Here is a 14176-nt window from a genome sequence, read left to right on the forward strand (position 1 = left end):
GTGCTTTAATAAAAAATCACGCAAAAGCGTGATTTTTTATTTAACTCAAATGTTGAGTTTTAAGCAGTTAGCACGCACAAACTCAGAGGGCAATTCAGTAATTACTGCCGCTCTTTGCTTATTACAAAAGTAGGTGTAAACCTCGTGTTCAAAGTCATCATTTATAGCTCTGCCTACTTGGTACAGGGCTGAGGTGAAATTACTGTCGACCCTAAAATGATCTTTAACGACATAGTCTTTACTTAAGTACCAATAGAGCTCAATGCCTTCGCTTTTAGCATACTCAACTAAAACATCTTTCAATGTTGAACCGTTTTCGAAGCGCCTAGGCTCCACACTTCCTGTCCAACTTGCTGGCATGGGGGTAACAGTACGCGTACGCTGCTCTAAAACTCTATCGACAGTTTGATCTGGCTTTTTTAAACTCAATACGTATTGGTCACGCTCTTTGTTGCTTTTAACTTGATTTCGAATCGAGGCATAAAAGCGAGATAATCCTTCGGCAGCGGCATTTTTAGATTCTTTTAAATCTAATGTTGGAACATTTCCCATTAAAAAGTACGCAGCAAGCGCTATTAATATGACTGCAAATGACAAGTACCTAATCCAAAACCACATTACAACAACCACCCTTATTTGTTCCTGTTATTGTTATACCATTACTATTTGTAAAATGAAGGAGTATTTTTATCTGGTCGCGTTTTAAAACGGCGATGTAGCCACATGTATTGCTCTGGTGCGGCATTAATTGATAATTCCATGCGTTGATTAACACGCGTGACATCGGCTTTGTCATCACCGCTTGGGAAGTTTTCAAGCTCTGGAATAATTTCTAAATGGTACTTTCCACTTTCGTCTCGGCGGGTAATCAAACTCATAGTTTCGCAATTTTTACTGCCAGCAAACATCAGTGTACCTGTTGTAGTTGCGGTATCTTGCACTGCATAAAAAGGGACGAATTCGCAGCGATTACGGCCGTAGTCTTGATCGGGTAGGTAGTAGCACACTTTTTTATTTTTTAAGGCTTTTAGTAAGCCTTTTACGTCCTTTTTACCGACCAAGTATTCATTAGAGCGAAGGCGGCCATTAGTCGTAAAGTACTCCATTAGTGGGTTGTTGTGCGGGCGGTAAAAACCAATACCCATACAGCCCAACCCCATTAATCGGCCTGCCATTTCAAGGTGTAAAACATGAGGTACTAGTAACAGTACGCCTTTTCCAGATTGTTGCACTCGTTCGAAGTGTTCAAGCCCTTTTAAAGACCCTAAAGCTTTTTTCGCTCGCCACTGCGGCCACCACCATGCCATTCCGGTTTCAACCATCGCAATGCCAGTGTTTTCCATATTTTTTAGCACCAATGCTTTTTGATCTTCGTCGCTCATATCAGGAAAGCAGCGTTTAATATTTACTTCGGCAATGTGTCGGCGGCGTTTCATAAATTTATGAACTAAACGGCCAAGTAGTTTGCCCAGGGCTAATTGAAGTTTTTGCGGAAGCCAAGAAATTAGGTATAAGAAAAAAACGCCAATCCACGTTAGCCAGTATCGAGGGCCTAAAAAAGATGCTTTAAAAGGAGATGAGGTGACCACAAAAATTGCTCTAAAATTAAAAACGCTAGTTTAACGCTAAGCGCTGTAAAATACAAAAAGCCAGCATGTAGCTGGCTTTGTATGTGTTTTTTGACTGCTTAGACTGCTTTTAAACCCTGGTTTATAGCTACTAGGTCTTTGCTTGTTAGTGTACCCGCTGCTTGCTTTAAGCGCAGAGTAGACAGCACATAACGATAACGTACATCAGCAAGGTTACGTTTAGCATTGTATAGGTTTTGTGTGCTTACAAGTACATCAACAATTGTACGCGTACCGACCTCAAAGCCTGCCTCTGTTGCTTTTAAAGCACTTTGGGCAGATACAACAGCTTGCTCTAACGCTTTGTAAGTTGCAATGTCAGACACTACTTGATTGTAAGACGTAATAACCGTGCGGGTAATTGCGCGGTAATTGGCTTCGTAATCTTGGCTAGCTGCAACGTAAAATGCACGTGCTTGATCAGTAGCTGCAACTGTTGCACCTCCAGAGTATAAAGGCAGGCTAAAGTTAAGGCCTACTGAGGTTGAGTCTGCACGAGGTTGTCTAGTTAGGCTTGTACCATTTATATCTGTATCTGTTAAAGAGTCGCCATAACTTGCACTTAGGGTTAGCTTTGGATAGTGACCCGCTCTTGCCAGTTTAATTTGATCTTGCGCTATATCTACGGTTACTTTAGCAACTTGCAAGCTAATATTTTTATCTTTAGCAATATTTAAAAAGTCGCTAGAGTCTCGAGCTGGCTTAGTTGTAGAAAATGTCTCTGTATTTAAAAAGTCTAACTTAGCGTGATATTTACCCGTAATTTCTCGTAGTTGCTCACGCGCTGTTTCTACTGAGTTATTAGCAATAATTTCTTGTGCAACAGAGTTGTCAAACTGTGCTTGTGCTTCGTGTACATCGGTAATTGCCGTTAAACCAACAGCGTAACGTTGTTTAGTTTGTTCAAGCTGGCGTTCGATGGCGCGTTTTTCCGTTTTAATAAATTCAAGGTTATCAATCGCACTTAAAACGTTAAAGTAGCCTTCCGCAACACGAACAATTAAGTTTTGTTTCGCCGAGTCGTATTGAGCATTTGCTTGCAACGCTTGTTTGTCTGCAATGTCTAATGAGTTCCATGCGCCTAAATCAAATAAAGTTTGGCTTAAGCTAAGACCACGGGTGAACTGATCAGAGTCGCTTTCGACTTTAACTTGGCTTGTCAGGTCCGTCACACTTTGAAAAGAGGTTGAGTCACTTTTTGTATAACCCATTGTTAAACCAATTTGCGGCAATAATGCAGCCATTGCAGTATCTGCTTGGTAAGATTGTGCGTCTGCTTGGGCTTTTGCTTTTAAAACGGTAGGATCGTTGGCCGTTGCAATTTCAAAAACTTGTAGTAAATCTTCAGCGCTTGCTGCTGTTGTGCCTAATGCGCATGATAAACTAACTAGCGCCGCAAGAATGTTCTTTTTCATATGTTGTTCGGTCCTTAGACAATTTTTATACTAAAACCATGGTAACCTGTTTTACGTAATAACTAAAAATAAAAAGAGTAAAACAGTGCGTCGAAATGTAACAGAATATATTAACGTACTTCAAAGTTTTTAATAAGTAGAGGATGCTTACGTGCCAGATAAAAAACTTGTTCAGTTTACGCATAAAGATGTCAGCGTAAAGCCGGTCAAAAATTTGTATAAAGGCTTTTTTCAGGTTGATTTGTATCAGTTTGAACATGCCTTGTTTGCGGGCGGTAAATCAGAACTTATTAGTCGCGAGATTTTAGAGCGTGGAGACGCCATTGCTGTGTTGCCTTACGACCCCATATCAGACACTGTGCTTTTAATAGAACAAATACGTATAGGGGCTATTAAAAGCAAACATTCACCTTGGCTACTAGAATGTATTGCTGGAATGACTGACGGCAGTGACGATTATGAATCGGTCGTAAAGAAAGAAGCGTACGAAGAAGCTGGGCTTAATTTAACAGAGCTTGAATTTATGCTTTCGTACCTTTCAAGCCCTGGTGGTACAACAGAGCGGTTACATTTATATCTTGCACGAGCCGATTTAAGTGACGTTGAGTCTGGTGTGTATGGCCTTGAAACCGAAGGTGAAGATATAAAAACTCACGTACTCAGCGTTGATGATGCGCTAACTCGCCTCAACAATGGTGAAATGGATAATGCTGCAACCGTTATTTGCATGCAGTGGCTTGCGCTTAACCATGAAAAAATGAAACACAAGTGGACAGATTCTTCTTCATAGCCACAAATTGGCTCACAGTATAATGGTGGTATTTTGACAGTACAATTAGCAACAAATAGATATATCCAAAGCCTCCCAAAGTATTTAACGCTTTGTGAGCACAACTACTTACGACTTTTAAAATTGTTACCGGCTGAACGAGCGATTGGCTGCAGCCGAGAAGTGAAGTTGGGGAACAGTGAGTTTGCGACTAAGGTTGATGGCAGTGCAAAATACACTATGGATATTTCTATTAAGCAGCTAAGCGGCATGGTAAAGGGAATTGCACCGCTTTATTTAACTGTGAGGTTGTATCACGATGCTAAAGTGGCTGAAATTATCCATCACGATTACCATCAGCGTATTAAGCCTTCTTATGGTTACCCTAATCCAAAAATGCATCAAAAAGATGAAAAATATCAACTTAATGCATTTTTATACGACTGGCTTGTAGCCTGTGTAGAACACGGACAAGCAACGCTGAATTGGGATGTAAATAATGGCTTGGTTTGATGAACCTTACCTCATTGATAAGTCGTCGTTACGCATAGCACATATTACCGATTGTCATTTATTCTCAAATAAAGCCGGTGAGTACTTTGGCGTAAATACGGCGATTTACTTTGAACAGGCGCTGGCTCATATGGCTAAGCAATCCCTTGATTTTGTAATATTTGGCGGCGACCTTACGCAAGATCACAGCGCAGAGTCTTATTTTTTATTTAGTGAGCTGATTAACCAAAGTGATTTAACATGCCCTGTTTTTTGGGTTCCAGGTAACCATGATGATATTGCCCAGCTTAACCGAATGAGTGGTGGGCAAATAAATCGCGCTAAACATATAGTGGCAAATGGCGTTGAGTTACTTCTTATTAATTCTAAAGGGCCAACGCCTGCAGGGTGGGTAACAGGCACGCATTTGAATGAAATTACCGAACGGCTGTTTGCTTCGGCGAGTTCCAAAATTATGTTTTGTCACCATAACCCACTCCCCATTGATGGCTACCTAGACAAACACATGCTCGAAAACGGGCCGCAATTACTTAATATATTAGTTAATAGCGAAAACGTTTTCGGCTTGTTTCATGGTCATGTGCATAACGAATACATGCAAACGTTTAGAGCGCTTCCCATTTACGCGACTCCAGCCAGCTCAGTGCAGTTTAAAAAACACAGCCCCGAATGGATACAGCAAGACTATGGGCCAGCATACAGGTTGATATGTATTAGCACGAAAAAAGAGAATATAAGCACAGATATGGAAGTAGTATGGCTAAACGGGTAATCTATATTCATGGTTTTAATAGCTCAGATAAATCATATAAAGCTGTGCGCTTTGGCGAGCTTATGGCACACTATGACGTTGACTATTGTGTACCGTGCCTAAACCATGAGCCCATACAAGCCATCATAGCGCTTGAGCAATTACTTACACCTAATACTGTTTTATTAGGTAGCTCATTAGGTGGATTTTTTGCCACGTATTTATCGCAGCGTTATCAAATTCCTGCTGTGGTTATAAATCCCGCGGTTGCGCCATACACTTTATTAAAGCCGTTGCTTGGTTTAAATTATAATCCGTATCAAGATTATCATTATGAATTGAATAGCAGCCACATAGCGGCTTTAAAAGCGTTGGCTGTTGATGACCTAAAGCACCCTGAATTACTGTATTTATTACAGCAAACAGGCGATGAAGTGTTAAATTTTCAACACGCAGTAAACTATTATTCGCAATGTAAGCAAAGGATCGAGTTTGGTGGCGATCATAGCTATCTTGGCTTTGAACAAACCTTTGCAAGTATTGTAGATTTTCTTAAAATCACGTAAAACTAGTTAAGCACAGCCTTAGCGCATATAAAGATAAAAACTATGAGTGATCAAAATTATAACGCCGAAGCCATTGAAGTACTTAATGGATTAGATCCGGTAAAAAGACGCCCCGGGATGTACACCGATACTGTGCGCCCAAATCATTTAGGCCAAGAAGTAATCGATAACAGTGTCGATGAAGCTATGGCGGGCCATGCAACTAAGATTGATGTAATTCTACACGAAGATAACTCGCTTGAAGTAAGTGATGACGGTCGTGGTATGCCCATTGATATTCACCCAGAGGAAGGTATTCCAGGTATAGAGCTTATTTTTACTAAGCTGCATGCCGGTGGTAAATTCTCAAACAAAAACTATCAGTTTTCAGGTGGTTTACACGGGGTAGGTATTTCAGTTGTAAATGCATTATCTACACGTGTAGAAGTAACAGTTCGCCGTGATGCGCAGCAATACAGAATGGCCTTTGAAAACGGTGATAAAGTTGAAGATTTAAACGTTATAGGCACTGTCGGTAAACGTAACACCGGGACTACCGTTCGCTTTTGGGCCGATGCCAGCTATTTTGACTCTGCTAATTACTCTATTACCAAGCTTAATCATTTATTAAAAGCCAAAGCGGTACTTTGTCCTGGTTTGCGTATTAAATTTGTTAATAAACAAACAAAAGAAACGCAAGAATGGTTTTACGAAACCGGCTTAAAAGATTATTTAATTGAAGCGGTTAAAGGTTTCGAAACGCTGCCACAAGACCCATTTGTAGGTGAGTTTAAAAGCGCTATAGAAGGTGTTGATTGGGCTGTGGTATGGCTGCCAGAGGGCGGTGAATCGATAGCTGAAAGCTATGTAAACCTAATCCCCACTGCGCAAGGCGGTACACATGTTAATGGTTTACGCCAAGGCTTACTTGAAGCCATGCGCGAGTTTTGTGAATTTAGAAACTTATTACCTCGTGGTGTAAAACTTACCCCAGACGATATATGGGAGCGCTGTAGTTATGTGCTTTCGGTTAAAATGCAAGACCCTCAGTTTGCCGGCCAAACAAAAGAAAAACTGTCTTCACGCACGTGTGCGGCACTTGTTTCGGGTGTTGTAAAAGATGCATTTAGCCTTTGGTTAAATGAACATACAGATACAGCAGAGTTGTTAGCTGAGCTGTGTATATCAAACGCACAAAGTCGTTTAAAAGCCGCTAAAAAAGTAGTGCGTAAACGCGTTACAGCGGGCCCTGCATTACCAGGTAAACTTACCGACTGTAGCGCAGCAGATAACGACCGTACCGAACTATTTCTAGTAGAGGGTGACTCTGCTGGTGGCTCGGCTAAGCAAGCGCGAGATCGTGAGTTTCAAGCAATAATGCCGCTGCGTGGTAAAATTTTAAATACGTGGGAAGTTGAGTCAGGGCAAATATTAGCATCGCAAGAGGTGCATGATATTTCTGTGGCTTTAGGGATCGATCCTGATTCAGCCGACATGAGCGGGCTACGCTACAATAAAATTTGTATATTGGCCGATGCTGACTCTGATGGTCTTCACATTGCCACACTGTTATGTGCTTTGTTTGTTCGACACTTTCCGCAGTTAGTAAAAACAGGTCATGTATACGTAGCAATGCCACCATTATTTAGAATAGATATTGGTAAAGAGGTATATTACGCCTTAGATGAAGATGAAAAAACCAGTATTTTGGCCCGTATTGAAGCAGAAAAAAAACGCGGTAAAGTAAACGTACAGCGTTTTAAAGGATTGGGTGAAATGAACCCACTGCAACTTCGCGAAACCACCATGGATCCAAACACAAGACGTTTAGTTCAGCTAACACTTGATGAAGAAGTTCAAACCATGGAAATGATGGATATGTTACTTGCTAAAAAGCGTTCGCCAGACAGGCGCCAATGGTTAGAAGATCATGGTAACAAGGCACAAGTATAATGATGCGTGTTGGCCACTAGGAGATAGAAATGAATAAACTACTAGCAAGTGTATTGTTACTGAGTTTAATAAGTGCGCCTGCAATGGCTAAAAACATACTAGACAAGCTTAGTGTTGCACCTGGTTTTGAACTTAGTTTATTTGCAGACGACGTTGAAAATGCGCGCCAAATTGCAGTATCAAAAAAAGGCATTGTTTACGCAGGCTCGCGCAAAGCAGGTAATGTGTATGCGCTTATCGATCATAATAGCGATGGCGTAGCCGATAAAAAAATTGTGATTGCAGAGGGTTTAAATATGCCCTCAGGGCTGGCTATTAAAGAGGGTGATTTATACGTAGGTGAAGTGCATCGTATTATTCGCTTTAAAAATATAGACACCCAATTAAAAGATCCAAAGTTTGATGTGATCTACAACGCATTGCCTTCAGAGCGCCATCATGGCTGGAAGTTTTTACGCTTCACACCCACAGGCGAATTGCTTATTCCTGTCGGTGTACCGTGTAATATTTGCGCCGAAGACGAGCGCTTTGGTCGTATTTTTTCACTAAACGTAGAAACCAAGCAAATTAAAACAATAGCGCAGGGCGTTCGAAATACCGTTGGCTTTGATTTTCACCCAAGCACTCAGGCTTTGTGGTTTAGTGATAATGGCCGCGACATGATGGGCGATGATATTCCACCAGATGAAATAAACCGCGTAAGTAAAGAAGGGGAGCACTTTGGGTTCCCTTATATTCACGCCGGTGCGATTGTTGATCCTGAATTTGGTGAAGGAAAAAATATTGCTGATTACACGTCTCCTGCGCTCGCATTGCCTGCCCATGTGGCACCATTAGGTATTCATTTTTACAACGCAAAACAATTCCCAGCAAGCTACAAAGAGCAGTTATTTGTTGCTGAACATGGCTCATGGAATCGTAGTAAAAAAGCAGGCTACAAAGTAGCTATAGCCACAATAGAGCAAGGCCGTGTGACTAAATACACGCCGTTTATTACCGGCTTTATGAAAGACGAAACAACATTTGGACGCCCAGTTGCATTTGCAGAGTTAGGTGACGGCAGTCTGTTAGTAAGTGACGATTACGCCAATGTAATCTACCGCGTAAGCTATAAGAAAAACTAGGTAAGCTTTAATGAGTGATACAGATACCTTGCTAATGCAAGGAATAGAGCAACAAACAATGGGGCGCTTTACTGAAGACGCCTATTTAAACTATTCTATGTACGTGATCATGGATCGTGCTTTGCCACATGTTGGTGATGGCTTAAAACCAGTGCAGCGTCGTATTATTTACGCGATGAGCGAATTAGGCTTATCGGCCGCAGCTAAATACAAAAAGTCAGCTCGTACCGTGGGTGACGTACTCGGTAAATATCACCCTCATGGCGATAGTGCTTGTTACGAAGCCATGGTACTTATGGCGCAACCGTTTTCGTATCGCTATCCACTTGTCGATGGTCAAGGAAACTGGGGTGCTGCTGATGATCCAAAATCATTTGCTGCAATGCGTTATACTGAAGCGCGTTTATCTAAGTTTTCTGAAGTACTGCTTAAAGAGCTTGGCCAAGGCACGGTAGATTGGACACCAAACTTTGATGGTACACTAGACGAACCAGTTGTATTGCCCTCACGCTTACCACATATTTTACTTAATGGTATTACCGGTATTGCTGTTGGTATGGCAACTGATATTCCGCCTCATAACGTGAGAGAAGTAGCCAGTGCATGTTGTTTATTACTCGATAAACCAAAGACAGAGCTTGATGAATTATTAGAGCTAGTACACGCACCTGACTACCCAACCGATGCCGAAATAATTACCCCAAAAGCCGATATTCATAAAATATACAAAACCGGCCGAGGCTCAATTAAAATGCGTGCGGTGTATAGTGAAGAGCAAGGCGATATTGTGATCACCGCGCTTCCGCATCAATGTTCAGGCGGTAAGGTACTTGAGCAAATTGCAGCGCAAATGAACGCAAAAAAACTGCCTATGATTGCTGATTTACGTGACGAGTCAGATCACGAAAACCCAACACGTATAGTGATTATACCACGCTCTAATCGTATTAAAGCAGAGCCATTAATGGCTCACTTGTTTGCGACCACCGATTTAGAAAAAAACTACCGCGTAAACTTAAATATGCTGGGGCTAGATGGTCGTCCGCAGGTTAAAGATTTGCGTAGTATTTTAAGTGAGTGGCTCATATTTAGGCGCGAGACTGTTCGTCGTCGTTTGCAGTATCGTTTAGATAAAGTACTGGCGCGATTACATATTTTAGAAGGCTTATTAGCAGCATTCTTAAATATTGATGAAGTGATTGAAATTATTCGCAGTGAAGATAAGCCAAAGCCTATTTTAATGCAGCGCTTTGATTTAACCGATATACAAGCAGAAGCTATTTTAGAGTTAAAACTCCGCCATTTAGCTAAACTTGAAGAGTTTAAAATTCGTGGTGAGCAAGACGAGCTTGCTAAAGAGCGTGATAAATTAGAACTCACGCTTGGTTCTGACCGCCGTATGTCAACGTTGCTTAAAAAAGAAATTCAAGAAGCGGCAGAAATGTATGGCGACGATCGTCGTTCTCCTGTTATCGAGCGCTCGGAAGCGAAAGCTTTAAACGAAAAAGATTTAATTCCATCGGAATCAGTGACTGTTGTTCTTTCAGACAAAGGGTGGGCACGTGTTGGTAAAGGTCATGACTTGGATGCGCAAGGATTAAGTTACCGCTCAGGCGATGCCTACAGAGCTTCAGCTCGCGGTAAGAGTAATCAGCCCGCCGTATTTTTAGATTCAGCAGGGCGTGCATTTGCAACTGATGCACATAGTTTACCGTCGGCACGTAGCCAAGGCGAGCCAATGACTGGGCGTTTTAACTTAACAACCGGTGCAAATTTTGAGCACGTTGTTATGGCTGAAGATAGTCAAGTATTACTTATGGCATCGGACGCGGGTTACGGTTTTATCACTGATTTTAAAGACCTTGTGAGTAAAAACAAAAACGGTAAAGCGTTAGTGAGTGTGCCTAAAGGCGGTATTTTACTCCAACCAATTAGAGTGAGCGATGTAGCTAGCGATTACTGTATGGCTATTTCTAACGAAGGACGCATGCTTTTATTCCCACTACGCGATTTACCTAAACTAGGTAAGGGTAAGGGTAATAAAATTATTTCTATCCCTGGTGCAAAGGTACAGGCTCGTGAAGAGTTTGTGAAAGTACTGGCTGTTGTCCCTCTAGGAAGTAGCGTTACATTGCATGCTGGTAAACGCAAGCTAACCCTTAAACCAACAGATTTAGAGCATTACCATGGTGAACGAGGTCGTCGAGGTAACAAGTTACCGCGAGGCTTGCAGCGTGTTGATGAAGCTGTTGTTGAGCTAACGCCTCAAGATGAAGAGCCTGTTGAAAGTACGGCAGATGAATCATAAGCTTTGAGCTAACGTATTACGGCCTGCAATTGCAGGCCGTTTTTGTATGTAGAGCCCAGTTTTTACCATTTTATTGTTATGTGTTGAGCAATTAATTTTAGCATTGACTCTATTTCAGCGTACAGTTGTTCGCTATTGTCTCGTCTGTGTCACAAAATAACGCTATAATAGTGTCATAGTGCACAATGACATGCGCACCGCACACAATTGATTTGGAGAACGAGTTTGTTAGCTGTAATACGTGTTTTTATTATGTTTATGTTTATATTATTGAGTTGTATTTTTGGTTTATTACTTTCATTAGTCAGGCCTTTTCACCCAAATAATGTTCACATAATTGCAGGTTGGTTTGGTTCTATGGCCAAAATGATCGGTGTTAAATTAGTGCTGACACGCCATCAAGATGCTGAAAATATTGGCCCTGCAGTGTACGTTGCAAATCATCAAAATAGTTATGATTTATTTACAGTACCAGCAATGGTACCAAAAAACTGTGTAAGTCTTGGTAAAAAGAGCCTAAAGTGGATCCCGTTTTTTGGTCAACTTTATTGGCTGTCGGGCAATATTTTAATAGATAGAGCAAATCGTTCAAAAGCGGCTGGTACTATTTCAAAAGCAGCTGAAAAAATTAAGAAAAATGGGTTATCTATATGGGTATTTGCAGAAGGTACACGAAGCTATGGGCGCGGTTTATTACCTTTTAAAACAGGTGCTTTTCATACCGCGATGAGTGCGGACGTGCCAGTGGTTCCCGTGTGTATGAATACAACGCATAAAACCATTAAGCTAAATCGTTGGGATAATGGTACAATTTACATCGAAATGTTAGCGCCTATATCACTTGATAAAAGTATAAGTGCGCGAGAGCACGCTCAAAACGTACATACTGTTATGGCTGCTAAAATAAACGAATTAGATGCTCAAGTGAGAGAGAAATAATGGAAAACTGGCGCGAAATAAGTGAAGACATCGTAAGTTCACTACTTGAAGATGGATCAGATCCTGAAATACTTTATGAAGTAGAGCACCACTTTGTGTGTGAAGACTTCCCTAAACTAGAGCAAGCAGCATTGGCTGCTTTTAAATTAGGCTACGATGTTGAAGAGCCAGCAGAGCTTGAGCTTGAAGACGGCAGCAAAATTTGGAGCTTCGACATAGTAGTAGAAGCTGAGCTAGACGTAGACGTTATTATGGAAGACGTTGATAAACTAGCAGCACTTGCTGTTGAATGCGACGTTGAGTACGACGGTTGGGGCACTTACTTTCAAGAGTAATTAGCGACTCAAGTATGAAAAATAAAAAAGGCGAGCATTTAATAATGCGCGCCTTTTTAGTTTTTAATTGATTGCTATATCAGGTTCATATCAATACTTAATAAACTTGAAGGGCTAAACCTGGGAGGCAATTGTTTAAACTTAGGTATTTAGAATAACAAAATATTTGCCCTGTCATCGACAAGGTTTTTCAGCCTCCAGATAGATCACTTAATACTATTAGAGCCACTTTTTATTTTTAAAATACACACCAATACCACCAGTAAGTATCACTAAAAACACAATAAATAGCGTAAATGCATAGGGGTTGTCTGTACCAGGAATTCCCCCAACGTTTACCCCAAGCAAACCTGTTAAAAAGCCTAGCGGTAAAAACAAGGCAGCTACTACCGACATCACATACATACGTTGGTTTAGCTGCTCAGAAACATGGTTAGTAACTGTTTGTTGAATAATTTGTGCACGCTCTATTGAGCTGTCTAATTCTTCAAGGTAGCGAATAAGTAAGTTAGTGGTTTCGTTTAGCTTTGCCTTATCGTCATCTAAAAGCCACTCATAATGACCGTTTACCATTGTAGTGAGCGCCTCTTTTTGAGGCTTTAAATAACGCTTAAGCGCAATAGTTTGGCGGCGTAACTGCGATAGCGCTTGGTTGTCAAAACGCTTACTTGGCTCGTCTATTTCTTCTTCAAAGCCATCAAGTGTTTCATCTAAAGAGTTAATAACACTTTGCATACGTGAAGTCAGCTTTTGTGTAATAGCACACACAAGCTCTGATATAGAACACGGGCCTTTATTGTCTTTTAACGAGTTAAGTACATCGTCAATAGATAAAAGGCGACGCTTACGAGAAGTGATGACTATATTTTCGTTAATAAATAAACGTACCGACACCATGTCCTCGGGGCTTTGCGCCGGGTTTAAGTTTACACCGCGCAAAAACAGCATGTGTCCATTTGCAGACTGCGTGATACGTGGGCGTGTTTCATCCGCCGTAAATGACTCTAGCTCATAATCGGTTAAAAGCTCACAGTGTTTGAGCCAGTTGACTACGTCGGTTTGGCTGTAATCCATATGGACCCATAATTTACCTTGCTCAGGTTGCCAGTTGTGAAGGTCTTCGCTGCTTTTAACAGCACGTGTACCGCCTTTTTCATCAAGCACTAGGGCATGAAGCAAACCATTAATCATAATAATGTCTCATAATAGTGTATTTTTAATACTGTAAACTATAGTGTATCTACATACCCAAAACATATTTACTTTTAATAAGTTAAAACATATTCAATTTAAGTAGAGTCATAGTGCTGATTTAATTTTATGCTCAGCAAGGCGCGCATTGTGTGATGAGTTACCTTAAAAGATCAATTTAATTTACTCATCGACTAGATAAATTTATTTTGTTGGTGTTTTTTCACCCGTAGCGTATAAACCTCTTTTTTACTAAGGGCACATTTATGACGACAAAAATAACAATAGGTTGGCGTGAGTGGTTAAGTTTACCTGAGCTTGGTATTGAGCGGATCAAGGCTAAAGTTGACACTGGTGCACGCACTTCATGTATTCATGCAATTAACATTGAAGAATACGAAGTTGATGGCGAAAAGTGGGTTAAATTTACAGCTCAACCGTTACAAGATGACGAAGAAACTCAAATTACTTGTAATGCTAAAGTGAAAAAAATGAAATACGTAACCAGTTCCAGTGGTGAAAAACAGCTACGTTATTTTATAGAAACAACATTACATGCGGGTGAACATAGCTGGCCTATTGAAGTCACCCTCACAAGCCGTGCAACCATGAAGTTTAGAATGTTGCTAGGTCGAACAGCCATGGAGAATCGTGTCATTGTTGACACGGCATTATCTCATTTATTATAAAAAGTATTGGGCTTAA

Annotated in this window: 14 protein-coding genes; 10 read left to right on the top strand and 4 right to left on the bottom strand. The window is 40.9% G+C overall.

Annotated elements, in window-relative coordinates; genetic code table 11:
* Window positions 1-45: 45 nt before the first annotated feature.
* The 3 genes from CWB65_RS03150 to tolC form a co-directional block, all read right to left on the bottom strand.
* Window positions 46-618 carry a toxin co-regulated pilus biosynthesis Q family protein gene (locus tag CWB65_RS03150; protein WP_033025327.1) on the bottom strand — a complete coding sequence of 191 codons (573 nt, stop codon included), beginning with the start codon at window positions 616-618 and terminating at the stop codon, window positions 46-48.
* A 44-nt stretch (window positions 619-662) separates the two neighbouring features.
* Window positions 663-1589, bottom strand: a complete 927-nt coding sequence (lpxL, locus tag CWB65_RS03155) for an LpxL/LpxP family Kdo(2)-lipid IV(A) lauroyl/palmitoleoyl acyltransferase (RefSeq protein ID WP_008128950.1) — start codon at window positions 1587-1589, stop codon at window positions 663-665.
* A 98-nt stretch (window positions 1590-1687) separates the two neighbouring features.
* Window positions 1688-3043, bottom strand: a complete 1356-nt coding sequence (gene tolC, locus CWB65_RS03160; RefSeq protein ID WP_008110585.1) for an outer membrane channel protein TolC — start codon at window positions 3041-3043, stop codon at window positions 1688-1690.
* A 151-nt stretch (window positions 3044-3194) separates the two neighbouring features.
* Here tolC and CWB65_RS03165 point away from each other — a divergent pair, with 151 nt between their 5' ends.
* From CWB65_RS03165 to rraB, 9 genes are all read left to right on the top strand, one after another.
* Complete coding sequence (locus CWB65_RS03165) at window positions 3195-3833, top strand: NUDIX domain-containing protein (RefSeq protein WP_008110587.1); 639 nt, start codon at window positions 3195-3197, stop codon at window positions 3831-3833.
* Window positions 3834-3866: 33 nt separating this feature from the next.
* Window positions 3867-4325 carry a DUF1249 domain-containing protein gene (locus tag CWB65_RS03170; protein ID WP_008128954.1) on the top strand — a complete coding sequence of 153 codons (459 nt, stop codon included), beginning with the start codon at window positions 3867-3869 and terminating at the stop codon, window positions 4323-4325.
* Complete coding sequence (locus CWB65_RS03175; RefSeq protein ID WP_008128956.1) at window positions 4312-5097, top strand: metallophosphoesterase; 786 nt, start codon at window positions 4312-4314, stop codon at window positions 5095-5097. Before CWB65_RS03170 ends, CWB65_RS03175 begins: the two co-directional genes overlap by 14 nt.
* Window positions 5082-5642 carry a YqiA/YcfP family alpha/beta fold hydrolase gene (locus tag CWB65_RS03180; protein WP_008128958.1) on the top strand — a complete coding sequence of 187 codons (561 nt, stop codon included), beginning with the start codon at window positions 5082-5084 and terminating at the stop codon, window positions 5640-5642. Before CWB65_RS03175 ends, CWB65_RS03180 begins: the two co-directional genes overlap by 16 nt.
* Window positions 5643-5684: 42 nt before the next feature.
* Window positions 5685-7574: a DNA topoisomerase IV subunit B gene (gene parE / locus CWB65_RS03185; RefSeq protein WP_006793175.1), complete on the top strand. Its 1890-nt coding sequence runs from the start codon at window positions 5685-5687 to the stop codon at window positions 7572-7574.
* Between the two features lie 29 nt (window positions 7575-7603).
* Window positions 7604-8698, top strand: a complete 1095-nt coding sequence (locus CWB65_RS03190; protein WP_138739869.1) for a PQQ-dependent sugar dehydrogenase — start codon at window positions 7604-7606, stop codon at window positions 8696-8698.
* A gap of 10 nt (window positions 8699-8708) precedes the next feature.
* Window positions 8709-11006, top strand: a complete 2298-nt coding sequence (parC, locus tag CWB65_RS03195) for a DNA topoisomerase IV subunit A (protein WP_008128962.1) — start codon at window positions 8709-8711, stop codon at window positions 11004-11006.
* Window positions 11007-11231: 225 nt separating this feature from the next.
* Window positions 11232-11945 (top strand): 1-acylglycerol-3-phosphate O-acyltransferase, encoded by a 714-nt coding sequence (locus tag CWB65_RS03200; RefSeq protein ID WP_006793172.1) that lies wholly within the window; start codon window positions 11232-11234, stop codon window positions 11943-11945.
* Window positions 11945-12280, top strand: coding sequence for a ribonuclease E inhibitor RraB (gene rraB, locus CWB65_RS03205; RefSeq protein ID WP_006793171.1), 336 nt, complete (start codon window positions 11945-11947; stop codon window positions 12278-12280). The genes CWB65_RS03200 and rraB overlap by 1 nt, the downstream gene beginning before the upstream one ends.
* 219 nt (window positions 12281-12499) lie before the next feature.
* Here rraB and CWB65_RS03210 read toward each other — a convergent pair whose 3' ends face one another.
* The gene (locus CWB65_RS03210) at window positions 12500-13471 is read right to left on the bottom strand and encodes a zinc transporter ZntB (RefSeq protein WP_010556568.1); all 972 of its coding nucleotides are present in this window, start codon (window positions 13469-13471) and stop codon (window positions 12500-12502) included.
* Between the two features lie 266 nt (window positions 13472-13737).
* On the opposite strand from CWB65_RS03210, the gene CWB65_RS03215 reads away from it, so the two are divergent.
* Window positions 13738-14160, top strand: coding sequence for an ATP-dependent zinc protease family protein (locus tag CWB65_RS03215; RefSeq protein WP_006793169.1), 423 nt, complete (start codon window positions 13738-13740; stop codon window positions 14158-14160).
* The last annotated feature ends 16 nt before the right edge of the window (window positions 14161-14176 follow it).

Origin of the sequence: Pseudoalteromonas sp. S554 (assembly GCF_005930865.1) — a bacterium.
GTDB lineage: Bacteria > Pseudomonadota > Gammaproteobacteria > Enterobacterales > Alteromonadaceae > Pseudoalteromonas > Pseudoalteromonas marina.

Excerpts from the sequence above, each read along its gene's own strand:
- CWB65_RS03175 (WP_008128956.1), top strand. The coding sequence starts at position 4,312 with ATGGCTTGGTTTGATGAACCTTACCTCATTGATAAGTCGTCGTTACGC.
- tolC (WP_008110585.1), bottom strand. The coding sequence starts at position 3,043 with ATGAAAAAGAACATTCTTGCGGCGCTAGTTAGTTTATCATGCGCATTA.
- CWB65_RS03215 (WP_006793169.1), top strand. The coding sequence starts at position 13,738 with ATGACGACAAAAATAACAATAGGTTGGCGTGAGTGGTTAAGTTTACCT.
- CWB65_RS03190 (WP_138739869.1), top strand. The coding sequence starts at position 7,604 with ATGAATAAACTACTAGCAAGTGTATTGTTACTGAGTTTAATAAGTGCG.
- CWB65_RS03150 (WP_033025327.1), bottom strand. The coding sequence starts at position 618 with ATGTGGTTTTGGATTAGGTACTTGTCATTTGCAGTCATATTAATAGCG.
- CWB65_RS03210 (WP_010556568.1), bottom strand. The coding sequence starts at position 13,471 with ATGATTAATGGTTTGCTTCATGCCCTAGTGCTTGATGAAAAAGGCGGT.
- parC (WP_008128962.1), top strand. The coding sequence starts at position 8,709 with ATGAGTGATACAGATACCTTGCTAATGCAAGGAATAGAGCAACAAACA.
- rraB (WP_006793171.1), top strand. The coding sequence starts at position 11,945 with ATGGAAAACTGGCGCGAAATAAGTGAAGACATCGTAAGTTCACTACTT.
- CWB65_RS03180 (WP_008128958.1), top strand. The coding sequence starts at position 5,082 with ATGGCTAAACGGGTAATCTATATTCATGGTTTTAATAGCTCAGATAAA.
- parE (WP_006793175.1), top strand. The coding sequence starts at position 5,685 with ATGAGTGATCAAAATTATAACGCCGAAGCCATTGAAGTACTTAATGGA.